Below are 22561 nucleotides of genomic sequence, written 5' to 3'. Positions count from 1 at the left end.
GCCAAGCTGATGGAAACCCTGAAGGAAGGCTCCATCGTTCAAGGCGTGGTCAAGAACATCACCGAATACGGTGCATTCGTGGACCTGGGCGGCATCGACGGCCTGCTGCACATCACCGACATGGCATGGCGCCGTGTCCGTCACCCCTCCGAAGTGGTCACTGCCGGCCAGGAAATCACCGCCAAGATCCTCAAGTTCGACACCGAGAAAAACCGTGTCTCTCTGGGTCTCAAGCAAATGGGTGACGATCCATGGATGGGCGTGTCGCGCCGCTACCCACAAAGCACCCGCCTGTTCGGCAAGATCACCAACATCGCCGACTACGGCGCGTTTGTTGAACTCGAACCCGGTATCGAAGGCTTGGTGCACGTTTCCGAAATGGACTGGACGAACAAGAACATCGCTCCGTCCAAACTGGTCACGCTGGGCGACGAAGTCGAAGTCATGGTTCTCGAAATCGACGAAGACAAGCGCCGCATCAGCCTGGGCATGAAGCAGTGCAAGGCCAACCCTTGGCAAGAATTCGCACAAAACACCAAGCGCGGCGACCGCGTCAAGGGCCCGATCAAGTCGATCACCGACTTCGGCGTGTTCGTGGGTCTGGCTGCCGGTATCGACGGCCTGGTGCACTTGTCTGACCTGTCGTGGAACGAAGCTGGCGAAGCCGCTGTCCGCAATTACAAGAAGGGCCAGGAAGTCGAAGCCATCGTGCTGGCCGTGGACGTGGATCGCGAACGCATCTCCCTGGGCATCAAGCAGCTCGACGGCGACCCGTTCACCACCTTCGTGACCGTGAACGACAAGGGCCAGACCGTGACCGGCAAGGTCAAGACCGTGGACGCCCGTGGCGCTGAAATCGATCTGGGTGAAGACATCATCGGTTACCTGCGTGCTTCGGAAATCTCCCGCGACCGCGTGGAAGATGCCCGCAACGTGCTCAAGGAAGGCGACGAAGTCACGGCCGTGGTGGTCAATGTGGATCGCAAGACCCGCAACATCCAGTTGTCGATCAAGCAAAAGGACATGGCCGACGAACAAGGCGCCATGGCCAGCCTGAGCCAGCAAGCCAGCCGCGAAAGCGCCGGCACCACCAGCCTGGGCGCCCTGCTGCGCGCCAAGCTGGACAACTCCGACAAGTAAGTAACGCCTTGTTCGGTTGAATATGGGCCGGGTGGGTGCGCAAGTGCCCACCCGGCCCATATGTCCATCAGAACCCAGTTCATGCCCTTGCAGGAATCCATGACCCGATCAGACCTCGTTGAAGAGCTTGCGGCCCGCTTTGGTCACATCACGCACCGTGATGCAGAACACGCTGTCAAAACCATTCTGGATGCCGTGAGCGAAGCCCTGGTTCGCGGGAACCGTATCGAAATTCGTGGTTTTGGCAGTTTCTCTGCCAACACCCGCCCTCCCCGGATGGGTCGCAATCCGCGCAGCGGTGAGGCCGTTGCCATTCCCTCCAAGCGGGTCCCCCACTTCAAGCCGGGGAAAGCTTTGCGTGAGGCCGTCGATCACCGCACGACCGATGCCACCTACCGTGCCACGGCGGCATCTGCCGACTGACGACCACGGGCCAACATACGCCATCCCCAGTGCGGCGACACTAAAATCTCCGCGTCATAAAGGGGATGCATGAAATACCTTCTGTGGCTGCTCAAGGCAGCCATTTTTTTTACCCTGTTTGCTTTTGCCCTGAATAACCAGCAAGACGCCACCGTGCATTTCTTCTTTGGCACGCAATGGCGTGCTCCGCTGGTGCTGGTGGTGTTGTCGGCTTTTGCCGTGGGCGTAGCCGTGGGTGTACTGGGCATGGTGCCGCGTTGGTGGATGCACCGCAGCGCAGCGCGCCGCACGGCACATGCAACCCCACCCACACCGGTTCCGGGAACCCCTTCTGGCACAGAAGCTGCCCCCCCATCCCATGGAATTTGATATTGGCTGGATACTGCTGGGCTTGCCCCTGGCCTTCATGCTGGGTTGGCTGGCATCGCGGTTCGATCTGCGCCAGCTGCGCGCTGAAAACCGCCGTGTGCCCCAGGCCTATTTCAAGGGCCTGAACTTCCTGCTCAACGAGCAGCAAGACCAGGCCATTGACGCCTTTATCGAAGCAGTGCAAAGCGACCCCGACACCTCGGAACTGCACTTTGCCCTGGGCAACCTGTTTCGCCGCAGGGGTGAATACGACCGGGCCGTGCGTGTCCATGAGCACCTTTTGTCGCGCGGCGACTTGAGCGACAAAGACCGCGATCGTGCGCAACACGCCCTGGCACTGGACTTTCTGAAAGCAGGTTTGCTGGACCGCGCGGAAGCGGCCTTGCAACGCCTGGAAGGAACTGCTTTTGAGAGCCAGGCACGCCTGGCGCTGCTGGCCATCCATGAGCGCTCACGCGACTGGCCCCTGGCAACCGCCATCGCACACAAAATGCAGCAATCCCAGCAAGGTGACTTCAGTACCCGGCAGGCGCACTACCTGTGTGAGCAAGCGCAAACCCAAATAGCAGAACAGGATTGGGACGGTGCCACCCAGCGCTTGCAGCAGGCACTGCAAACTGCGGCGCAAGCACCCCGCCCCCGCATTGAGTTGGCCAAGCTGCAACTGCGCCTGGGCCAAGCCCCTGAAGCGGTCGCCACCCTCACGGCCATGGGCAGTGAAACGCCCCATGCCCTGCCTCTGGCAGCAGCGCTGCTGGCGCAAGCCGCCCAGGCCGCCGGACAGGAGCGGCAGGTACTGCTTTTCCTGTGTCAACACTATGAAAATGCCCCCTCACTGGATGTTCTGGACAGTATCGTAGCCCTCGAACCCTTGGCAGGCAGTGCCCCCCTCCAAGGTCGGATGTGGTATGCCCACCATCTGAAAAAGGAACCCTCGCTGGTGGCTGCTGCCAAATGGATTGCCGGCGAGGCGCTGGAGCACCCACAGTTCCAGCCCCAGGTACAACGTGCCCTGGACCACGCCGCCCAGCCCCTGACCCGCTACCGCTGCGCTGCCTGTGGTTTTGAGGCGCGCCAGCATTTCTGGCAATGCCCAGGGTGCCAGACCTGGGACAGCTACCCTGCGCGCCGCATCGAAGAACTCTGACGCCCGCCAGTCCGCTGACTCACAGCAAAACAGGCCCAGCAGGGCGGCCCAAGGCGGACGTTATGATGCTTCGGCGGCACTGACGCCGCGCCTTATTTCCTCCAGGAGCTCTGAATATGCTGAAAAAATTGCTGATGTTGATGGCCATGCTGTATGCGGCCGTAGCTTTCGCAGCGGTGGATATCAACAAGGCCACGGTGGCCGAACTCGATGGTATCAAGGGCATTGGCCCCTCCATCTCCGGAAAAATCCTGGAAGAACGCAAAAAAGGCGACTTCAAAGACTGGAACGACCTGATTGGCCGCGTCAGTGGCATTGGCGAAACCTCAGCAGCCCGCTTTTCTGCCAGTGGCCTGACCATTAACGGCAACGCCTACAGCGGCCCGCCCGCCAAAAAAGCCCCCGAAGCCCGCCCTGCTGCCAATACCAAAGAGGCAGCAGCAACCGCCAAGAAAGATGCCCCCATGGCCCCTGCCGTTGCCCCTATGGCCGCAGCCAGTAGTGCCAAGAAATAGCCTGCGCGGCGAACGCCTGACTGGTCTGCCAACCCGCTGCGGCGGGTTTTTTTCAGCCCGTAGCACAGGCATCGCCCTGCCTGCAGGGTAAATCCCGCCGCACCAGAGTGCAAAAAACCTGCCCGTAAAATTACCGCCGCATGTCCCTGACACTCCTCGTCCTACTCCCCTTCGTCGCCAGCGTCATGGCAGCCCTGCTGCCCTCCAATGCCCGCAATACCGAGTCCACCCTGGCGGGCTTGGTCGCACTGTGGTGCTGTGTGCAAACCGCGCTGTATTTTCCGCAGATCGCTGAGGGTGGCGTGCTGCGTGAAGAAATCCAGTGGCTGCCCGCCCTGGGTTTGAATCTGGTGCTGCGCATGGATGGGTTTGCCTGGATGTTCTGCATGCTGGTGCTGGGCATTGGTGCGCTGGTGGTTTTGTACGCCCGGTACTATCTGTCTGCCGCTGACCCGGTGCCACGTTTTTTTGCTTTTTTTCTCGCCTTCATGGGCGCCATGGTGGGCGTGGTGCTCTCGGGCAATCTCATTCAGCTGGCACTGTTCTGGGAGCTGACCAGCCTGTTCTCTTTCCTGTTGATTGGCTATTGGCACCACCGCAAGGATGCACGGCGCGGCGCACGCATGGCGCTGACCATGACAGGCACCGGCGGACTGTGCATGCTGGCGGGCATGCTGGTGTTGGGCCATATCGTGGGCAGCTACGACCTGGACCATGTGTTGGCTGCAGGCCAGCTGGTGCGCGACCACCCGCTGTACCTGGTGGCGTTGGTGTTGGTGCTGCTGGGCGCGCTGACCAAAAGCGCACAGTTTCCTTTCCATTTCTGGCTGCCGCATGCCATGGCAGCGCCCACGCCGGTGTCTGCCTATCTGCACTCGGCCACCATGGTCAAGGCCGGGGTGTTTTTGCTGGCGCGCCTGTGGCCCGTGCTCAGTGGCACGGATGAATGGTTTTGGTTGGTGGGGGGTGCGGGGGCCTGCACACTGCTGCTGGGCGCCTACATCGCCATGTTCCAGAACGACCTCAAGGGGCTACTGGCGTATTCGACCATCTCGCACCTGGGCTTGATCACTTTGCTGCTGGGCCTGAACAGCCCGCTGGCCGCAGTGGCAGCGGTGTTCCACATCCTGAACCACGCGACATTCAAGGCATCGCTGTTCATGGCGGTGGGCATCATCGACCACGAAAGCGGCACGCGCGACATCCGGCGCCTGTCGGGCCTGCGCACCATGATGCCGGTCACGGCCACGCTGGCTACGGTGGCGGCGGCAGCCATGGCCGGCGTGCCGCTGCTCAACGGTTTTTTGTCCAAGGAAATGTTTTTTGCCGAAACCGTTTTTCTGGACGGCAGCCCGCTCATCAACAACATCTTGCCGATTGCAGCGACGGTAGCGGGTATGTTCAGCGTGGCCTACTCGCTGCGCTTCACCATTGATGTGTTCTGGGGCCCTGCCGCCACCGACCTGCCGCTGACACCGCACGAGCCCCCGCACTGGATGCGCGTTCCGGTAGAGCTGCTGGTGCTGGCTTGTCTGGTGGTGGGCATGCTGCCGGCGTGGTCTGTCGGCAAATACCTCAACGCAGCCGCCTTGCCCGTGGTGGGTGGCGAACTGCCCGCTTTCAGCCTGACGGTCTGGCACGGTCTCAACACCCCTTTTCTCATGAGCCTGGCTGCTCTGCTGGGCGGCGCAGCGGTGTACCTGGCACTGCGCTGGCAACGCGCTCGCGGCCACATCAACGAAGCCCCTGGCTTGCAGCACCTCGACGGCCAGCGCATCTTTGAAAGCCTGCTGGCCAACATCAGCCTGGCCGCCCGTGTAGGCCGGCGTTGGCTGGGCACGCAGCGCTTGCAGTGGCAAATGCTCTGGCTGGTGTGCGCCGCACTGGCCGCGGCCACCATTCCGCTGTGGACCCGGGGGCTGCACATCGGCAACCGCACCGCCTTGCCTGTTTCTGCCACCTTCATCGGCTTGTGGGCTACGGGCATGACTTGCGCCGTGGCAGCAGCCTGGCAAGCCAAATACCACCGGCTGGCAGCCCTCACGCTGATGGGCGGCGCAGGGCTGTGTACCAGCATCACCTTCTTGCTGTTCTCAGCACCCGATCTGGCACTTACACAGCTGATGGTCGAAATTGTCACCACCGTACTGATCTTGCTGGGCCTGCGCTGGCTGCCCAAGCGCGAGCCCGATCTGCGCCCACCGGCTGCCGAACAGCTGCGCGCTCGCGCACGGCGCCTGCGCGATCTGCTGCTGTCGGTGGCCGCTGGCGGCGGCATGGCGGCCCTGGCGCTGGCCATGCTCAGCCGGCCTTTTCCGGAGAGCACTTCCACCTTTTTTCTGGAAAACGCCCTCACAGAAGGCGGCGGCACCAACGTGGTCAACGTCATGCTGGTGGACTTCCGGGGTTTTGACACCTTTGGCGAAATTGTGGTGCTGGGTATCGTCGCGCTCACGGTCTATGCCCTGCTGCGGCGCTTTCGCCCTGCCCGCGAAACCATGGATCTGCCTGCCCAGCAGCGCGCCCTGCCCGCTGACCTGGTCACCGACCTGATCAACCCACGCCAGGCCGCCGACACCGCTGTGGGCTACCTGATGGTGCCCGCCGTGCTGGTGCGGCTGCTGCTGCCCTTTGCCATTCTGGTGGCTATCCACCTGTTCATGCGCGGGCACAACGAGCCCGGTGGCGGCTTTGTTGCAGGACTGGTGTTTTCCGTGGCGCTGCTGCTGCAATACATCGTCTCGGGCACGCAGTGGGTCGAAGCCCACATGCCCCTGACCCCCCGGCGCTGGATTGCCACTGGCCTGCTGTGCGCACTGGCCACGGGGCTGGCCTCCCTGTACTGGGGCTACCCGTTCATGACCACGCACACCGCACACCTGAACGTGCCGCTGCTGGGCGAGATGCACATTGCCAGTGCGCTGTTTTTTGACCTGGGCGTTTTCACGCTCGTTGTAGGAGCCACGCTGGTGATATTGACCTCCATTGCGCACCAGTCGGTGCGCAGCCACCGTTTCCATGCCCGCGTGGCCGAAGACGCGGCCAACCGACCAGGAGAGCAGTGATGGAGACTACCCTGGCGCTGGCCATCGGTGTGCTGACCGGATCGGGGGTGTGGCTGCTGCTGCGCCCACGCACCTTCCAGATCATCATGGGCCTGTCTTTGCTGTCCTACGCCGTCAACCTGTTTATCTTCAGTATGGGGCGACTGGGCCTGTCCACCGGCATGGAGCCCGTGCTACGCCCCGGCGTAGTGCAAGACCTGGCGCATTACGCCGACCCACTGCCGCAGGCGCTGGTACTCACTGCCATCGTCATCGGCTTTGCCATGACAGCCTTGTTCCTGGTCGTTTTGCTGGCATCTCAGGGCCTGTCGGGCACCGACCATGTGGACGGCAGTGAGCCCAGCCAAGGCCAGGAGAACGCATGACGGCGCCCCTGTTGTCTCTGGCCCAGGCCAGCATGCCGCACCTCATGCTGGCGCCCATCGTGCTGCCACTGCTGACGGCCGCGCTGATGCTGCTGCTGCGCGAAGAGCAGCAGCGCCTCAAGCTCACACTCAATGTCGGCTCCACCTTGCTCGGCCTGGTGGTGGCCATTGCCTTGCTGGCCTGGACCGATCAGCAGGGCCTGCCCACCACCCTGGGCGCCTACCTGCCCGGCAACTGGCCAGCACCCTTTGGCATCGTGCTGGCGCTGGACAGGCTGTCTGCGCTGATGCTGGTGCTGACCAGCATGGTGGGCCTGGCATCAGCCCTGTTTGCATCGGCGCGCTGGCACCGTGCGGGCGTGCATTACCACCCGCTGTTCCAGTTCCAGCTCATGGGCCTGGCCGGGGCTTTTCTCACGGCCGACCTGTTCAATCTGTTCGTGTTCTTCGAGATCATGCTGGCCGCCTCGTATGGGCTGCTGCTGCACGGCTCGGGGCGGGCACGGGTCAAATCCGGGCTGCACTACATCGCCATCAACCTGGCAGCCTCATCGCTGTTCCTGATTGGTGTGTCCATGCTCTACGGCATCACTGGCACCCTGAACATGGCCGATCTGGCGCGCAGCATGGCCCAGATTGCCGACAGCGATCGCGGCCTGCTGCACGCTGCTGCCGGTGTGCTGGCCACGGCCTTTCTGATCAAGGCCGCCGCCTGGCCGCTGAACTTCTGGCTGGTGCCTGCCTACAGCGCCGCCACCGCCCCGGTGGGCGCGCTGTTTGCCATCATGACCAAGGTGGGCATCTATGCCATCTTGCGGCTGTGGACGCTGCTGTTTGGCACCGAATCGGGTGCCTCGGCACTGTTTGGCAGCCTGTGGCTGGTCAGCGGTGGCATGCTGACCATGGCCTTTGGCGCCATCGGCATGCTGGGCTCGCAGCGCCTGGGGCACCTGGCCGGTTACGCCGCCGTGCTGTCGTCGGGCACCTTGCTGGCGGCCATGGGATTTGGCCACAACCTGGTCACCGGGGGCCTGCTGTACTACCTGCCCGGCTCGACGCTGGCCGTCAGCGCGCTGTTTCTGCTGTGCGACCTGATCGACCGCTGGCGCAGCGAAGGCAGCGGCACCATGCCCTACGAGCCCCACGCCGACGAGGCCCCTTTCCTCAACGCCGAGCTGATGCCCTCCAAGGGCCTGAACCTGGACGAGGACGAAGAGGTGCTGGTAGGCCGCGTGATTCCGGCCGCCGCCGCCTTCATGGGCCTGGCCTTTCTGGCCTGCACGCTGATGGTGGCCGGGTTGCCACCGCTGGCCAGCTTTGTCGGCAAGTTCGCCATGCTCACCGCCGTGCTCAACCCGCTGGGCATAGGCGCCTCTGCCGGGCACCAGCCGGGCGTGAGCGGCTGGACTTTTGTGGCCCTGCTGATTGCCTCGGGGCTGCTGGCGCTGGTGGCCCTGACGCGTGCTGGCATACGCCACTTCTGGGCTGCCCACGACCGCCCTGCCCCGCAGCTGCGCCTGATTGAGGGCCTGCCCATTGCCGCCTTGCTGCTGTCCTGCGCCGCGCTGGCTGTGGCCGCCGGGCCGGTGATGCGCTACACCCAGGCCACTGCAGACGCCCTGCACTCGCCCGGCACCTACGTGCGCGCCGTGATGTCGGCCCTGCCCGTGCCCAAACCACCAGAGGCTCCCGTGCAGCCCGGCGACCCGGCCACCCCGGCAGCGCCAGCCGCCCCCGAGGAGAAGGCCCCATGAAGCGCATCCTGCCCTCGCCCCTGCTGTCGCTGGCGCTGTTTGGTTTGTGGCTGCTGCTCAACCGCAGCGCCAGCCTGGGCCATGTGCTGCTGGCCACCTGCCTGGCCATTGCCATCCCCTTGCTGACCGCAGGCCTGCGCCCCCTGCCCGTGCGGGTGCGCAAGCCCGGCACCATCGTGCGCCTGATGCTCACGGTGTGCGTGGACAGCATGCGCTCCAACTTCGGGGTGATGCGCTTGTTGCTGCTGCCGCACCGGCGTCGCTACCCCCCCGACTTTGTCCATGTGCCCCTGGATGTGCGCGACCCCAACGCGCTGGCCGTGCTGGCCACCATCGTCTGCATCACCCCCGGCACCGCCTGGGCCGAGCTGTCGCTGGACCGCAGCATGCTGCTGCTGCATGTGCTCGAAGTCGAAGACGCAGCCGCCATTGCCGCCGACATCAAACAGCGCTACGAGCGCCCGCTCATGGAGATTTTTGAGTCATGACCTCTCCCATCCTGTCGTGGGCCTTGCCGCTGGCCCTGCTCATGCTGGTGCTGGCCATGGGCTGCACCCTGGTGCGCCTGCTGCGCGGCCCCACCGCGCAAGACCGCGTGCTGGCCCTGGACTGCATGTACCTCAACGCCATGCTGGTGATGCTGGTGCTGGGCCTGCTCTACGACAGCACACACTACTTTGAAGCCGCCCTGCTCATGGCCATCCTGGGCTTTGTCGGCTCGGTGGCCATGGCCAAGTTTTTGCTGCGCGGCGAGGTGATCGAATGAGCGCCTCCGTGCTGCCGCTGTGGGCTGAAATCACCATCGCCGCGCTGGTGCTGTGCGGCGCAGCCATCGCCCTGCTGGGTTCGGTGGGTTTGCTGCGCCTGCCCAGCTTCTTTGAACGCGTGCATGCCCCCGCCATGATTGCCACGCTGGGCTGCTGGTGCACCATGTATGCGGCGCTGCTGTACTTTTCACTGCGCGGCGGCAGCCTAGCCGCACACCTGCTGCTGATTGCCGCCTTCATCGCCATCACTGTGCCCATCACCACCATCTTTCTCATGCGCGCCGGGCTGTTCCGGGCCCGCCAGGCACGGCGCCCCGGCATCCCTCCCAGCCTGAGCCGGATCACGCCGTCGGATGTTCGTGACTCCTGAAACCATAGCTGCTCGCGCCCTCCACACAAGCCTTGCAGGCGCTTTTGACCTGATTTTCTCTGCGGGCCACCAGGGTGTGCCGTTGGTACCAGGCACCCCCACACCACCCGCCAGCGGCGCACGCCGCAGCGCATTGCCGCCATGTCCCTGACCGCCATCGCCAGCATTTGCATCGGCGCCAGCCTGGGCGCGCTGGCGCGCTGGCGCCTGGGCCTGTGGCTCAGTGCCGGGGCCGCCCTGCCCTGGGGCACGCTGGCGGCCAATCTGGTGGGCGGCTACCTGGTGGGCGTGTGCGTGGCCGCCTTCCAGGCGCTGCCGCAACTCGACCCGGCGTGGCGGCTGGCCCTGGTCACTGGCTTTCTGGGCGCGCTCACCACCTTTTCCAGCTTCTCCGCCGAAGTAGTCGCCTTGCTGCAGCAAGAGCGCTACCTGCTAGCGCTGGGCTGGAGCACGCTGCACCTGCCGGGCTCGTTGCTGATGACGGTGCTGGGCATCAAAAGCACTACACTTTTCATAGCTTACTGCGCCCGATAGACGCGGCCTGCAAGCCATTTTCAGTCAAACCTTTCTTGAGACTCTCCTGCACCCCATGGATGCCACTACCCAACTCAACGAACGCCGCCTGGCCGATGCCTGGGCCGAGCTGCACTTGCACGCCACCAACGGCAACCCGCTGCACGCAGACGCCCATCGGCTGGCCTTTGCCGACCCCGAATTTCTCTTCCGGCGCGAAACCCGTGGCATCCGCTTCCAGCTCGAAATGCTCAAGCCCGATCTGGGCCAGGCCGAGCAAGGCATAGAAAACACCGTGGTGGTCTATGGCAGCGCCCGCTTTGTGGCGCCCGACGAGGCCGCAGCGCAACTGGCCAGCGCCCAGGCGGGCGGCCACCCCGAGCACATCGCCCTGGCCGAGCGCGCCGTGCGCAACGCGGCTTACTACGCCCAGGCACGCCAGTTTGCCCGCCTGGTGGCCGAATACAGCAACCAGCAGACGCCCGACCAGCGCATCTACATCTGCACCGGCGGCGGCCCCGGCATCATGGAAGCGGCCAACCGGGGCGCCCACGATGTGGGCGCGCCCAGCATCGGGCTGAACATCCTGCTGCCGCACGAACAAAGCGGCAACCGCTTCATCACGCCCACGCTGAACTTCAAGTTCCACTACTTTGCGCTGCGCAAAATGCACTTCATGATCCGGGCCAAGGCGCTGGTGGCCTTCCCCGGCGGCTTTGGCACGCTCGATGAGCTGTTCGAGGTGCTCACCCTGGTGCAAACCGGCAAGGCCAAGCCTGTGCCCATCATCCTGTTTGGCAGCGAATACTGGAAGCACCTCATCAACTTTGATGTGCTGGTGCAAGAAGGCACCATCAGCGCCCAAGACCTGGACTTGTTCCACTACACCGATGACCCGGTGCAGGCATGGCAGCACATCCAGCGCTTTTACCAACTGCCCGCTTGATCGGGCAACGCTGCCCATTCACCCGCCCCAGGCGCCAGCGTGCGGCGGGTGGCGTAACAGCCCGGCGCCACACCGCCAAACACTATTGATTTGATAGCTGCTTGCGCCCTTCCAGAGGGCGCCAGAGCCAGTTTTTATTCAATATCTTCGGCCAGCGCTGCAGCGCTGCCTTCGGGTGCGGGCAGCGCCTGCACATCGCGCAGCTTGCGCTGGATGGCGCGGGTGCGCACGCCCACCTCGTCAAACTTCTTGGCGGCAGCGTCGATGGACTTTTTGGTGGCATCGACCGCGTCGCCAAACTTGGCAAACTCCGTCTTGACCATGCCCAGCAGGTGCCAGACCTCGGACGAGCGCTTTTCAATCGCCAGCGTCTTGAAGCCCATTTGCAGGCTGTTGAGCATGGCCGCCAGGTTGGCCGGGCCCGTCACCATCACGCGGCAATCGGTCTGGATGAACTCCACCAGCCCCGGGCGGCGCATCACTTCAGCGAACAAGCCCTCGGTGGGCAAATACAGCACGGCAAAGTCGGTGGTGTGCGGCGGCGAGACGTATTTGCTGAAAATCTTTTTCGCCTCCAGCTTGATGGAAGTCTCGAAAGCATTGCCCGCCGATGCGATGGCCAGCTTGTCCGCCGTGTCCTGCGCGTCCATCAGCCGCTGGTGCTGCTCTACGGGGTATTTGGCGTCAATGGGCAGCCACACCGGGTGCTCATCGCTGCGGCCCGGCAGGCGGATGGCAAATTCCACCAGCTCATCGCTGCCCGGCACGGTTTTCACGTTTTTGGCGAACTGGTCGGGCGTGAGCACGTTGTCGATGATGGCCCCCAGCTGCATCTCGCCCCAGGTGCCGCGCGAGCGCACGTTGGTCATCACGCGTTTGAGGTCACCGACGCTGCCGGCCAGGGTCTGCATCTCGCCCAGGCCCTTGTGGACTTGCTCCAGCCGCTCAGACACCAGCTTGAACGATTCGCCCAGGCGCTGCTCCAGCGTGGCGTGGAGCTTTTCGTCCACGGTGCGGCGCATTGCTTCAAGCTTGGTGGCGTTGTCTTGCTGGATGGCGGCCAGGCGCTCGTTGAGCGCGCTGCGCAACTGCTCGGCGCTGTGCTGGTGGCCCTGCGCCATGCCGGTGAGTTGCTGCGAGACGGCGTCTTGCAGCACGGCAAACTGGTTCTTGATTTGCCCACCGTTGCCTTCGAGCTGGTCTTTCAGCGCGGTGGACATCACGCCCAGCTGCCCCTGGATGTCGGATTTGAGCGAGTCCAGCGTCTGGCGCGTGGCCGCCGTCAACGCCTCAAAGCGTTCCTGGATGCGCTGCTCGAACAGCGCCGCGCTCTCGGCCATGGCGGTGCGTGCCTGCACGGTTTCGCTCGCCAGCGAGGCGACGATGGTCTGCTGCTCCGTGCGGCCACTGCGCGACTCGGCCACGGCCTGGGACAGCTGGGCATCGACCGCGTGGCGCAGGGTTTCGAGCGTGGTGTTGGTGTGCTGGGTAAAGCCGCGCAGCTGCTGGGCCAGGCCGTTGAAGGCGCCGTCGTTCTTGGCCATGGCCAGTTGCGTGGCCTGGGCCAGTTGCTCCAGCGCCTGCAAACGCTGCGGCCATTCGGGCGGCAAATCAACGCGCGGGCGCCGTACCAGCAGCACCGCCTGCAACACCACGACGACGGCCAACGCGGCCAGCACAAGTTCTGTTTGCATTGTCTGTAAAGTACTATTGTTTTGATAGCTATAAGCGCTTATCTGGTGGGCGACAAATGCCAATTTGCTTCTATTTTTACAACCGGTTGGCGCTGCTACGCTGGTGCGCTGGCGCCGCGTCGGGGGTGTTGACCGGCGTCAGTGCCCCACGCCCGTCAAAAAAAGCAATGAGGTTGTCGGCGGCCAGATCGGCCATGGCGCGGCGCGTGGGCACGGTGGCGCTGGCAATGTGCGGGGTGAGCACCACGTTGGGTAAATCCAGCAGGGCCGGATGCACCTGGGGTTCGCCCTCGAACACATCCAGGCCCGCAGCGGCAATACGCCGCTGGCGCAGCGCCTCTGCCAGCGCCGCATCATCGACGATACCGCCGCGCGCAATATTGACCAGCGTGGCGCTGGGCTTCATCAGTGCCAGCTCGGCTTGGCCTATGGCGTGGTGGGAGGCCGCGGTGTAAGGCAAGACCAGCACCAGATGGTCTGCCGTGCGCAACAACTCTTCTTTACTGACGTAACGGGCGCGGCACGCGGCCTCGGTGGCTGCATCCAGGCGCGTGCGGTTGTGGTAGATAACGTTCATGCCAAAGCCATGCGCACCGCGCCGCGCAATGCCCTGGCCTATGCGGCCCATGCCCAAAATTCCCAGCGTGCTGGCGTGGATGTCGGCGCCCGCCAACAAATCGTAGCGCCAGGTAGTCCATTGCCCGGCGCGCAGGTAGCGCTCTGCCTCGGACATGCGCCGCGCAGTGGCCATGAGCAGTGCAAAACCAAAATCCGCTGTGGTTTCGGTCAGCACATCGGGGGTGTTGGTGCCTTGCACACCGGCCCGGGTCAGCGCCTCCACATCAAAGTTGTTGTAGCCCACGGCCATGTTGGCCACGATGCGCAGGCGCGGACAAGCCGCCAGCAGTGCCGCGTCAATGCGCTGGCTGCCGGTGGTGAAGGCGCCGTCTTTGTCGGCCAGGCGTGCAGCCAGCTCAGCGGGAGTCCAGATGGCATCGGCCTGGTTGGCCTCGACATCAAAGTGGCGTGACAGGCGCTCGACCACGTCGGGAAAAATGGCCCGGGTGATGAGGATGCGGGGGCGTGTGGTCATTACAAATGCTTTCTGCCATGGCAGGTATGGGCGTCACAGAAACCAGATCCAGGTGATGATCCCGAACAGGGGTACCAGAATGGCACCTGACCAGAGCATGTAACCAAAGAAACTGGGCATTTTTACGCCACGGTCTTCAGCAATCGCTTTGACCATCAGGTTGGGCGCATTGCCAATGTAGGTATTGGCCCCCATGAACACGGCCCCGGCCGAAATGGCGGCCAGCGTCGGCGCCAGTTGGTTCATGAGCATGGCCGGGTCGCCCCCGGCGGTGTTGAAAAACACCAGGTAGGTGGGCGCGTTGTCCAAAAACGACGACAACACACCCGTGGCCCAAAAATACATGGCCGGATCGGGTGAGCCATCGGGCCGGGTCACAGCGCTGACGATAGCGCCGAAGGGGCCATTAGCGCCTGCCTTGAGCATGGCGATCACCGGGATGATGGTGAGAAAAATACCGGCAAACAGCTTGGCCACCTCTTGCATGGGGGCCCAGCCAAACTGGTTGTTTTCATGCACGGCCTTGGGGGTGAGCCACAGCGACAGCAGTGTCACCACCACCAGCCCCACATCGCGCACGATGCCCGGCAGGCCCACTTCGGTGCCCGCGATATGGAACGCTACGGGCGACTTCCAAAAGCCACTGAGCAGCACCAGCCCAACCACCACAGCCAACAGGGCAAAGTTGACCTGGCCCTCAAAGCCGAAGCCGCGCGTGTCAGGCGTGGGGTCTGGGCGCTGCACCTCGCCCGCCTTGCGGAAAAACCAGCTGTCAAGCACGTAAAACAAGGCCAGCAAGGTACCCACCAGAAACAGCGTTTCCGGAAAAATGTGGCGCGCTGTCCAGAAAAAATCCACGCCCTTCAAAAACCCGAGGAACAAGGGTGGATCCCCCAGCGGCGTGAGCGAACCACCCGCGTTGGAGACAATGAAGATAAAAAACACCACCACATGCGCCTTGTGGGCACGGTTGTCGTTGGCGCGGATCAGAGGCCGTATCAGCAGCATGGAGGCGCCCGTGGTGCCCATGAAGCTGGCCAGCACCGCCCCGATGGCCAGAATGGCCGTGTTCAACCCCGGGCTGCCGTGCAGGTTGCCACGGATGTAAATGCCCCCGGCCACCGTGAACAAGGCGGTGAGCAAGATCACAAAAGGCAGGTACTCGGCCAGCAGCGCATGCACCAAATTGACGCCCGCCGCCCCCGTGCCAAACACAACGGCAAAAGGCAACAAAAACGCCAGTCCCCAGGCCGCAGCGACCTTGCCGTAGTGGTGGTGCCAGAAAATCGGTGCCAGCAGCGGCAACAGTGCAATCGACAACAAGATGCCTGCAAACGGTGCCCCCCACCACAAGGCCAGTGAGGCGCCGTCCAGATCAGCAGCCAGTGCCAGTGCCGGTGTAGCCCCAAGCACGGCCAACGCCAGCCAACGAAAAGCTTTCATGGATATAGATCTCCCTGGAAATTGAGAAGAAAGGCCGCAAAACGCCATGAAAGCCATAAAGACCATGGAGGGAGCGGCGCGCACCAGGTGCGCTGCTCTGCGCACCTGGCGCAGTCTGTAGTCGAAGCCCCAGGCCAGCGCAGGCGCTACAGCCCAACCTGCAGCAGTGGCCCGGTGGCGCCAGTGCAGGTCAACGCCATTTATTGTGCCAGCCCACTGCTGCGCGCAGCAGTGCGCCAAGGGGCAAGCCACGGGGTCTTTGTTTTCCAGTCAACTGCGCCTTATTGGGTCATAAACTTCAAAAACTGCTTGCATTTGTCGAGACAGCACCTAGAATCCCTCTCATGCTGCACTGCAACATGATTTTCAAGCATGGTCAGCGCAGATGTCTGTGACCTTTTGGCCCTTGGCCATCTATTTTTGGAGAAATGACATGACGCTGACCGCTGAACAAATTCTGGCCGCCCACAAAGCCAACATCGAAACCCTGTTTGGTTTGACCAGCAAGGCGTTTGAAGGCGTGGAAAAGCTGGTTGAGCTGAACGTGACGGCTTCGCGCGCTGCACTGACCGAAGCTGCCAACCACAGCCAAGCCATGCTCAACGTCAAAGACGCCCAAGAACTCCTAGCTCTGCAGGCTGGCCTGTTCCAGCCCTTGGCAGAAAAGGCAGCCGCGTACAGCCGCCACCTCTATGACATCGCCTCGGGCACAGGCTCTGAGTTCGGCAAGGCCTTCGAATCCAAGGCGGTTGAAGCACAAAAGAACCTGACTGACCTGGTCGAAACTGCGACCAAGAACGCCCCCGCCGGTTCTGAAACCGCTGTAGCCGTGATGAAGAGCGCCGTGTCTGCTGCCAACAACGCCTACGAATCCGTGCAAAAGGCTGTCAAGCAAGCCTCTGACGCTGCTGAAGCCAACTTCAACGCCGTGGCAGCATCTGCTGCAGACGCTGCCAAGTCGGCGGTGCCACGCAAGCGCTGAGCTCTCAGGTTTGAGCATCCCCTTCTCGGTCAGACCGGGGGATGATCCAGCTCCTACCAGTTGTCTCCTTGGATCCTCCCGAACAGCGAGTTCCAGGATCCCTTCAAAGCCCGGCTTGTCCGGGCTTTTTTTGTCTGTGGCTTTGATCCATGGCACGTTATTGCACCAGGCTGATTGCGAATAGTTCGCGTTTGATCTATTATCAGGACGTTTCTCACCACCAAAGCGATCCATGCGACACACCCTCACCGCCGCGCTGGCGGCTTGCTCATTGCTGACCTTGGCACAGGGGGCGCAGGCCCAGGATCAGGTCGTCAATCTGTATTCAGCACGCCACTACACCACGGATGAAGCGCTCTACAGCGGCTTTACCAAAGCCACGGGCATCAAGATCAACCGGGTAGATGCAGATGATGCGGGCATTCTCGCCCGCCTGAAAGCCGAAGGTTCGGCCTCTCCTGCTGACGTGATTTTGCTGGTGGATGCAGCACGCCTGTACAAAGGCGAAGTGGACGGCCTGTTCCAGCCCATCCATTCCCAAGTGCTCAACGACGCCATACCAGCCAATCTGCGCAGCCAGCCCGCAGCCAACGGCGGTGGCATTTCCTGGTTCGGGTTGTCCACACGCGCACGTGTCATCGTCTACAACAAGGTCAAGGTACAAAAGAGCGATGTGGACACTTACGAAGATTTGGGCGACCCCAAGAACAAAGGCAAGCTGTGCATCCGCTCAGGCTCTCACCCCTACAACCTGAGCCTTTTCGGTGCCGTCACAGAGCACCTGGGCGAGCCCAAAGCAGAAGCCTGGCTCAAAGGCATGGTGGCCAACCTGGCCCGCCCGCCCAAAGGGGGTGATACCGACCAGATCAAGGCCGTAGCCGCTGGCGAATGCGACATTGCCGTGACCAACAGCTACTACCTGGCGCGCCTGCTGCGCTCCAACAAGCCTGAAGATGTGGCTGTCGCCAATAAGGTGGGTGTTGTATTTCCCAACCAGCAGTCTTGGGGAACGCACTTGAACATTGCTGGCGGCGCCGTAGCCCGCCATGCCAAAAACCAGGCCAATGCCGTCAAGTTTCTGGAGTACCTGGCCAGCCCGCAAGCACAAAACTATTTTGCCAACGGCAACAACGAATGGCCCACAGCCAAAGGCGTGGTCGTAGAGAACCCGGCACTCAAGGCCATGACCGGTGGTGTGGCTTTCAAAAGCGAAACCATTCCGATCAGCGCGGTGGGTGCCAACATCCCCAAAGTGCAGCAAATGCTCGACCGCGTGGGCTTTCCCTGAAGCTTCGCCCCCTCATCTGAACCCAGCCCGGCTTACCGGGCTTTTTCACGCCCAAAACCAAGACAAGAGCACGTCATAATTGACGCTTACGTCAACACCATCCACAGGAGACAACATGGAAATCAAGGGCAACGTATTCATCGTGACAGGCGGCGCATCGGGCCTGGGCGAAGGCACGGCACGCATGCTGGCGCAGCAAGGCGGTACCGTCGTCATTGCCGATATGCAGGAAGAAAAAGGCCAGGCCGTTGCGCGCGACATTGGCGGGGCCTTTGTCCGCTGCGATGTCAGCAACGAGGCCGATGGCCAGGCCGTGGTGGCCAAAGCCGTGTCGCTGGGACGCCTGGCGGGCTTGGTCAATTGTGCTGGCATCGCGCCGGCTGAAAAAACGGTAGGCAAAAACGGCGCCCATGCACTGGCCGTGTTCAGCAAAACCATCACGGTGAACCTGATTGGCACCTTCAACATGATTCGTCTGGCCGCCGAAGCCATGTGCAAAAACGAACCCGAAGCCACCGGCGAACGTGGTGTGCTGATTTCCACCGCCAGCGTGGCCGCCTACGATGGCCAGATTGGCCAAGCAGCCTATAGCGCCTCCAAGGGTGGTGTGGTGGGCATGACGCTGCCGATTGCGCGCGACCTGGCACGCAACGGCATCCGCAACATGACCATTGCGCCAGGCATTTTTGGTACGCCCATGCTGTTTGGCATGCCCCAGGAAGTGCAGGATGCACTGGCAGCTGGAGTGCCCTTCCCCAGCCGCCTGGGCACCCCCCAAGACTACGCCCGTCTGGTAAAGCACATTCTGGAAAACGACATGCTCAATGGCGAAGTTATTCGCCTTGATGGCGCTATTCGCCTGGCACCACGCTGATGATGGGGGTCGCCGCTGGCGGCGACCCCGGCGGTTTCAGATATACGGGGGCGCCTATGCACGGCCTGCGTAAGCCAGCCCCGACGCCACACCGCCAAAAAGATCCCCCTCGACCAACGCAACACCCGGAAAAGCTTGCGCCAGCGCCGACTGAAACGGGCGCAGTGCCGATGAGCCTCCGGTCAAGTACACCGCCGCCAATTGCTGCGGCGCCACACCAGCGCGGCGTACGCACTCTTGCGCACAGGCGACCACACGCCCCAAAAGTTGATCTAAATGCTGCGCCAGATCGGCAGGCGTCAGTTGCACGGCCAAGCCCGTCTCGACGCTTTCGAGTGCAATGGTTTGTGCCGCCTCCACGCAAGAGCAGCCAATTTTGGCCTGCTCCACCGCATTGGCAATGCGGTGCCCCAGGTGTTCACGCAGCACCACCATCAAGCGCTGGTGCAAGCGCTCATCGCTGTAGTCCTCACGCAGGGCTTGGGTTTCACGCAATGCTTTGGGCGATGAAAGCCAATGGATCAGGTGCCAGGTGGCCAGATCAAAAAACACCCGGCTGGGCACCTCGCGCCCCTTGGGGCCAGTGTGCCGGTAGCCCAGCAGGGGCATGACCTGCTCCAGATTGAGCTTCTGGTCGTAGTCGGTGCCGCCAATGTGTACACCGGCAGTGGCCAGAATGTCAGCGCTGCGGTCGGGTTGCTGCATGCGTTCAGGCCCCAGACGCACCACCGTGAAGTCAGACGTGCCACCACCAATGTCCACCACCAGCACCGTGCGCTCGGCAGTCAGACGGCGCTCGTAGTCCAGAGCGGCAGCAATGGGCTCCAGTTGGAAGCTGACTTCCTCAAAGCCACAGCGCGATGCCGCCTGCAACAACATGGTCTGCGCCAGCCGATCGCGTTCGGGGTTGTCGTCCACAAAATGCACTGGACGCCCTAGCACCAGGTGGCGTGGCAAGCCCCCCAACTGCACCTGGGCGCGCCGCACCAATTCCAACAGGAATCGACCGATGATGTCCTGGAAACTGACCAACTCATTATGGATAGCGGTTTTCTCCAGGAGCAAAGGGCTCCCAAGCAGACTTTTGAGCGAGCGCATCAAGCGCCCCTCATGCTCAGCCAGATACAAACCAATCGCTTCGCGCCCAAAATGGGTGCTGTGGGTTTCCGTATTGAAGAACAACGCGGTGGGCAGCGTGGTGGCAGCGCCCTCCAAGGCGATCAGACGGGCGTTTTCTGGGCCATGGGCCCAGGCGACGGCTGAATTGGAAGTACCGAAATCAATGCCCAGCGTGCCGGGAAGAATGCTTGTCATGCGCAGCACGTCAAAAAAGTCGGCGATTGTGGCACAACCCTTTCAAGATCGGCACCCGATGCCGCAAGGGCATCTACAGGGACTCAAAACGCCCAGCACCGATGTGCATTGCACCAACGCTACCCGCCACAGGCCACAGCAAAATCTGCGGTCGCACAGCCCGGCGCTGGGCACCTCAGGTGGAACCCAAGGCAGTGACCGGATCGAGCCGGGCTGCGTGGCGCGCGGGCATGTAACCAAACACCAGGCCCGTCGCCACGGCGCAGGCAAAGGCGCCAGCCATGAACGAGAGCGAAAACACCACTGGCACACCCGCCGCGATCAGCGCAGCGCCCACCCCCACACCGATGACCACCCCGGCCACGCCACCGACCAGGGTGACCAGCAGTGCCTCGGTCAGGAACTGGCGCAGGATGTCGCGCTGACGCGCTCCCGTGGCCATGCGGATACCGATTTCGCGGGTGCGCTCGCGCACGGTCATCAGCATCACGTTCATGACGCCAATGCCGCCGACCAGCAAAGACACGGCGGCGATCAGGCCCAGCATCAGGGTCATGGCGCGGCGCGTTTCGGCCTCGGCCTGCAGCTTGGCTGCGGCATTGCTGATGCCAAAGTCCTCGCGGCCATGGCGTGACAAGAGCAGCCGATGCACCGCCGCCTCTGCCGCCTGCACCAGCGCCACCGAGGCCGCGGTCACCACGGTGTAGTCGGGCTGCGTTTGCGCCTGGTACACCCTGGCACGGCCGCCCTGGTAGGGGATAAAAACCATGTCGTCGTAGCTTTGCGCCCCCGAATCGCTGCCGCGCTCGGCCATCACGCCAATCACCTCGAAGGGCGAGTTGCCGATCAGCAAGAACTTGCCCAAGGGGCTTTGCGCACCGGGGAAAAAGTGCGCCCGCGCCTGGCTGCCCAGCACCACCAGCGGCGCCAGGCTGCGGTCTTCGGCGTCCGTGAAATAGCGCCCCTGCTGGAGCTTCCAGTGGTGTACCTCGGGCATCACATGGCTGCTGGCAAACACATACACCTGGCGGTCGGCATTGCCATAGCGCACCGTGATCGGGTCGCCAATGATGGGCATCACATGGCCCACTTCGGGCAACTGGGCAATGGCCTGCAAATCTTCGGACGTGATCACCCCCGCTGGCCCCCCGCTGGGCGGCGCGCGCCCGCCCAGGTACATGAGGGTGGTGCCCAGGGTGCCCATTTGCGCCACCACGCGCTGCTGGGCGCCCTCGCCCACGGCCAGCATCACGATCACCGAGGCCACGCCGATGACGATGCCCAGCAGCGTCAGTCCGGTGCGCACGCGGTTCAGCCGCATGCCGCGCCAGGCGGTGCGCAGGGCCTCGCGCAGCTCGCCCCAAAAGGCGCGGCGCGGGCCACTACTTTCACTATATTTTTGATAGCTGCTAGCGCTTACCCAGTGGGCGCCAGAGGCCGATTTGTCTTGTATTTTTGGAGGTTCAGGGGCGCTGTCGGCAACGATCTCGCCATCGCTGATTTCGATCACCCGGCGGGCCTGCGCGGCCACGGCCCGGTCGTGGGTGATAAGGATGATGGTGTGCCCGGCATCGGCCAGCGTGTGCAGCAAGCGCATCACTTCGGCACCGCTGTGGCTGTCCAGCGCCCCGGTGGGCTCGTCGGCGAGCAGGATGCGCCCGCCGTTCATCAGCGCCCGGGCAATCGACACGCGCTGCTGCTGTCCGCCCGACAACTGGCTGGGCCGGTGGCCCAGCCGCTCGCCCAGGCCCAAGCGCGTCAGCAAAGCAGCGGCGCGTTCTGCCCGTGGGCCTTCGGGCATACCAGCGTAGATGGCGGGCATCTCGACGTTCTCTTGCGCCGACGCGCTGGCAATGAGGTGGTAGCCCTGAAAGACAAAACCAAAGGCCTCGCGGCGCAGCCAGGCCAGGGCATCGGCGTCCATCGTGGCCACATCCTGGCCCTGGAAGTGGTAGCTGCCCGCACTGGGGCGATCCAGGCAGCCCAGCAGATTCATGAGGGTGGATTTGCCCGAGCCCGATGCGCCCACGATGGCGACAAACTCGCCAGCGTGGATGCGCAGCGACACCCCGCGCAGCACCTCGACGGCGGGCGCGCCGTCTGCACCGCCGCCGTAGCTGCGGCGGATGCCCTGCAACGCAATCAGCGGCAGCGCGTCAACGGAGGGATCGGCGCTCACCACTGAAACCTTGGAGGACCGCTGTCGTCACTGCGCTCACCCGTGACCAATTGCTCGCCCTCTTGCAGGCCCTGGCGCACTTCGGCTAGGTGTCGGCTGCGCACCCCGACCTGCACGGCGCGCTCTTGCACACGGCCATCCGCGGGCAGCACCCGGGCGGTGTGGGTGTGGGGCTGGCCGGGCGCGCTGGCCGGCGCGGTGAGTGCGGTGAGCGCCGTCAACGGCACGGCGATCACGTCCTGGGCCTGGGCGGTGATGAAGCTGGCCTGTGCGGTCATCTGCGGCATCAACTCACCATCGCTGTTGTCCACGTCAAACAG

General features: G+C 63.2%; 22 protein-coding genes. 16 read left to right on the top strand and 6 right to left on the bottom strand.

Features of this window, described 5'->3' with window-relative positions; genetic code table 11:
- From PHX69_RS06660 to PHX69_RS06600, 13 genes are all read left to right on the top strand, one after another.
- Window positions 1-1140: 30S ribosomal protein S1 (locus PHX69_RS06660; RefSeq protein ID WP_288042963.1), on the top strand; the 1140-nt coding region annotated here is incomplete at its 5' end.
- Window positions 1141-1239: 99 nt separating this feature from the next.
- Entirely contained in the window at window positions 1240-1563 is a 324-nt protein-coding gene (locus tag PHX69_RS06655; protein ID WP_288042965.1) for an integration host factor subunit beta, read from the top strand.
- 69 nt (window positions 1564-1632) lie between these two features.
- The gene (locus tag PHX69_RS06650) at window positions 1633-1932 is read left to right on the top strand and encodes a LapA family protein (protein WP_288042962.1); all 300 of its coding nucleotides are present in this window, start codon (window positions 1633-1635) and stop codon (window positions 1930-1932) included.
- Window positions 1922-3079: a lipopolysaccharide assembly protein LapB gene (gene lapB, locus PHX69_RS06645; RefSeq protein ID WP_288042961.1), complete on the top strand. Its 1158-nt coding sequence runs from the start codon at window positions 1922-1924 to the stop codon at window positions 3077-3079. Before PHX69_RS06650 ends, lapB begins: the two co-directional genes overlap by 11 nt.
- A 116-nt stretch (window positions 3080-3195) precedes the next feature.
- The gene (locus PHX69_RS06640; RefSeq protein ID WP_288042960.1) at window positions 3196-3594 is read left to right on the top strand and encodes a ComEA family DNA-binding protein; all 399 of its coding nucleotides are present in this window, start codon (window positions 3196-3198) and stop codon (window positions 3592-3594) included.
- A 140-nt stretch (window positions 3595-3734) separates the two neighbouring features.
- Window positions 3735-6659, top strand: coding sequence for a monovalent cation/H+ antiporter subunit A (locus tag PHX69_RS06635; RefSeq protein WP_288042959.1), 2925 nt, complete (start codon window positions 3735-3737; stop codon window positions 6657-6659).
- Entirely contained in the window at window positions 6659-7024 is a 366-nt protein-coding gene (locus tag PHX69_RS06630; protein WP_119013520.1) for a Na+/H+ antiporter subunit C, read from the top strand. Before PHX69_RS06635 ends, PHX69_RS06630 begins: the two co-directional genes overlap by 1 nt.
- The gene (locus PHX69_RS06625; protein WP_288042958.1) at window positions 7021-8778 is read left to right on the top strand and encodes a monovalent cation/H+ antiporter subunit D; all 1758 of its coding nucleotides are present in this window, start codon (window positions 7021-7023) and stop codon (window positions 8776-8778) included. The genes PHX69_RS06630 and PHX69_RS06625 overlap by 4 nt, the downstream gene beginning before the upstream one ends.
- On the top strand, window positions 8775-9266 hold the full coding sequence (locus PHX69_RS06620; RefSeq protein WP_119013521.1) for a Na+/H+ antiporter subunit E: 492 nt from the start codon (window positions 8775-8777) through the stop codon (window positions 9264-9266). Before PHX69_RS06625 ends, PHX69_RS06620 begins: the two co-directional genes overlap by 4 nt.
- On the top strand, window positions 9263-9544 hold the full coding sequence (locus tag PHX69_RS06615; protein WP_119013522.1) for a K+/H+ antiporter subunit F: 282 nt from the start codon (window positions 9263-9265) through the stop codon (window positions 9542-9544). The genes PHX69_RS06620 and PHX69_RS06615 overlap by 4 nt, the downstream gene beginning before the upstream one ends.
- On the top strand, window positions 9541-9915 hold the full coding sequence (gene mnhG, locus PHX69_RS06610) for a monovalent cation/H(+) antiporter subunit G (protein WP_119013523.1): 375 nt from the start codon (window positions 9541-9543) through the stop codon (window positions 9913-9915). The genes PHX69_RS06615 and mnhG overlap by 4 nt, the downstream gene beginning before the upstream one ends.
- Before the next feature lie 141 nt (window positions 9916-10056).
- On the top strand, window positions 10057-10449 hold the full coding sequence (crcB, locus tag PHX69_RS06605; protein WP_374761682.1) for a fluoride efflux transporter CrcB: 393 nt from the start codon (window positions 10057-10059) through the stop codon (window positions 10447-10449).
- Window positions 10450-10504: 55 nt separating this feature from the next.
- Window positions 10505-11374 (top strand): LOG family protein, encoded by an 870-nt coding sequence (locus PHX69_RS06600; RefSeq protein ID WP_288042957.1) that lies wholly within the window; start codon window positions 10505-10507, stop codon window positions 11372-11374.
- 134 nt (window positions 11375-11508) lie between these two features.
- Here PHX69_RS06600 and PHX69_RS06595 read toward each other — a convergent pair whose 3' ends face one another.
- The 3 genes from PHX69_RS06595 to PHX69_RS06585 form a co-directional block, all read right to left on the bottom strand.
- On the bottom strand, window positions 11509-13068 hold the full coding sequence (locus tag PHX69_RS06595; protein ID WP_288042956.1) for a DNA recombination protein RmuC: 1560 nt from the start codon (window positions 13066-13068) through the stop codon (window positions 11509-11511).
- A 76-nt stretch (window positions 13069-13144) separates the two neighbouring features.
- A complete protein-coding gene (locus PHX69_RS06590) occupies window positions 13145-14161 on the bottom strand; it encodes a 2-hydroxyacid dehydrogenase (protein WP_288042955.1) in 1017 nt (338 codons plus the stop codon).
- A 33-nt stretch (window positions 14162-14194) separates the two neighbouring features.
- Complete coding sequence (locus PHX69_RS06585; RefSeq protein ID WP_288042954.1) at window positions 14195-15604, bottom strand: sodium:proton antiporter; 1410 nt, start codon at window positions 15602-15604, stop codon at window positions 14195-14197.
- Between the two features lie 433 nt (window positions 15605-16037).
- On the opposite strand from PHX69_RS06585, the gene PHX69_RS06580 reads away from it, so the two are divergent.
- The 3 genes from PHX69_RS06580 to PHX69_RS06570 all read left to right on the top strand — a co-directional run bounded on the left by PHX69_RS06580 (window position 16038) and on the right by PHX69_RS06570 (window position 18748).
- Window positions 16038-16586 carry a phasin family protein gene (locus tag PHX69_RS06580; RefSeq protein WP_119013528.1) on the top strand — a complete coding sequence of 183 codons (549 nt, stop codon included), beginning with the start codon at window positions 16038-16040 and terminating at the stop codon, window positions 16584-16586.
- A 232-nt stretch (window positions 16587-16818) separates the two neighbouring features.
- Complete coding sequence (locus PHX69_RS06575) at window positions 16819-17874, top strand: extracellular solute-binding protein (RefSeq protein WP_119013529.1); 1056 nt, start codon at window positions 16819-16821, stop codon at window positions 17872-17874.
- 115 nt (window positions 17875-17989) lie between these two features.
- Window positions 17990-18748 carry a 3-hydroxyacyl-CoA dehydrogenase gene (locus tag PHX69_RS06570; RefSeq protein ID WP_119013530.1) on the top strand — a complete coding sequence of 253 codons (759 nt, stop codon included), beginning with the start codon at window positions 17990-17992 and terminating at the stop codon, window positions 18746-18748.
- Window positions 18749-18802: 54 nt separating this feature from the next.
- Here PHX69_RS06570 and PHX69_RS06565 read toward each other — a convergent pair whose 3' ends face one another.
- From PHX69_RS06565 to PHX69_RS06555, 3 genes are all read right to left on the bottom strand, one after another.
- Window positions 18803-20062: an Hsp70 family protein gene (locus PHX69_RS06565; protein WP_119013531.1), complete on the bottom strand. Its 1260-nt coding sequence runs from the start codon at window positions 20060-20062 to the stop codon at window positions 18803-18805.
- A 175-nt stretch (window positions 20063-20237) separates the two neighbouring features.
- Window positions 20238-22241 (bottom strand): MacB family efflux pump subunit, encoded by a 2004-nt coding sequence (locus PHX69_RS06560; protein WP_502958489.1) that lies wholly within the window; start codon window positions 22239-22241, stop codon window positions 20238-20240.
- On the bottom strand, window positions 22238-22561 hold a 324-nt coding region (locus tag PHX69_RS06555; RefSeq protein WP_502958488.1), incomplete at its 5' end, for a permuted SH3 domain-containing protein. The genes PHX69_RS06560 and PHX69_RS06555, both read right to left, overlap by 4 nt.

The sequence above is a fragment of the Simplicispira sp. genome, assembly GCF_028687295.1.
Taxonomy (GTDB): Bacteria; Pseudomonadota; Gammaproteobacteria; order Burkholderiales; family Burkholderiaceae_C; genus Simplicispira; species Simplicispira metamorpha.
This window is presented reverse-complemented; position numbering and strand designations above follow the sequence as displayed.

Coding starts and splice junctions, on each gene's coding strand:
- PHX69_RS06655 (WP_288042965.1), top strand. CDS start 1,240: ATGACCCGATCAGACCTCGTTGAAGAGCTTGCGGCCCGCTTTGGTCAC.
- PHX69_RS06650 (WP_288042962.1), top strand. CDS start 1,633: ATGAAATACCTTCTGTGGCTGCTCAAGGCAGCCATTTTTTTTACCCTG.
- lapB (WP_288042961.1), top strand. CDS start 1,922: ATGGAATTTGATATTGGCTGGATACTGCTGGGCTTGCCCCTGGCCTTC.
- PHX69_RS06640 (WP_288042960.1), top strand. CDS start 3,196: ATGCTGAAAAAATTGCTGATGTTGATGGCCATGCTGTATGCGGCCGTA.
- PHX69_RS06635 (WP_288042959.1), top strand. CDS start 3,735: ATGTCCCTGACACTCCTCGTCCTACTCCCCTTCGTCGCCAGCGTCATG.
- PHX69_RS06630 (WP_119013520.1), top strand. CDS start 6,659: ATGGAGACTACCCTGGCGCTGGCCATCGGTGTGCTGACCGGATCGGGG.
- PHX69_RS06625 (WP_288042958.1), top strand. CDS start 7,021: ATGACGGCGCCCCTGTTGTCTCTGGCCCAGGCCAGCATGCCGCACCTC.
- PHX69_RS06620 (WP_119013521.1), top strand. CDS start 8,775: ATGAAGCGCATCCTGCCCTCGCCCCTGCTGTCGCTGGCGCTGTTTGGT.
- PHX69_RS06615 (WP_119013522.1), top strand. CDS start 9,263: ATGACCTCTCCCATCCTGTCGTGGGCCTTGCCGCTGGCCCTGCTCATG.
- mnhG (WP_119013523.1), top strand. CDS start 9,541: ATGAGCGCCTCCGTGCTGCCGCTGTGGGCTGAAATCACCATCGCCGCG.
- crcB (WP_374761682.1), top strand. CDS start 10,057: ATGTCCCTGACCGCCATCGCCAGCATTTGCATCGGCGCCAGCCTGGGC.
- PHX69_RS06600 (WP_288042957.1), top strand. CDS start 10,505: ATGGATGCCACTACCCAACTCAACGAACGCCGCCTGGCCGATGCCTGG.
- PHX69_RS06595 (WP_288042956.1), bottom strand. CDS start 13,068: ATGCAAACAGAACTTGTGCTGGCCGCGTTGGCCGTCGTCGTGGTGTTG.
- PHX69_RS06590 (WP_288042955.1), bottom strand. CDS start 14,161: ATGACCACACGCCCCCGCATCCTCATCACCCGGGCCATTTTTCCCGAC.
- PHX69_RS06585 (WP_288042954.1), bottom strand. CDS start 15,604: ATGAAAGCTTTTCGTTGGCTGGCGTTGGCCGTGCTTGGGGCTACACCG.
- PHX69_RS06580 (WP_119013528.1), top strand. CDS start 16,038: ATGACGCTGACCGCTGAACAAATTCTGGCCGCCCACAAAGCCAACATC.
- PHX69_RS06575 (WP_119013529.1), top strand. CDS start 16,819: ATGCGACACACCCTCACCGCCGCGCTGGCGGCTTGCTCATTGCTGACC.
- PHX69_RS06570 (WP_119013530.1), top strand. CDS start 17,990: ATGGAAATCAAGGGCAACGTATTCATCGTGACAGGCGGCGCATCGGGC.
- PHX69_RS06565 (WP_119013531.1), bottom strand. CDS start 20,062: ATGACAAGCATTCTTCCCGGCACGCTGGGCATTGATTTCGGTACTTCC.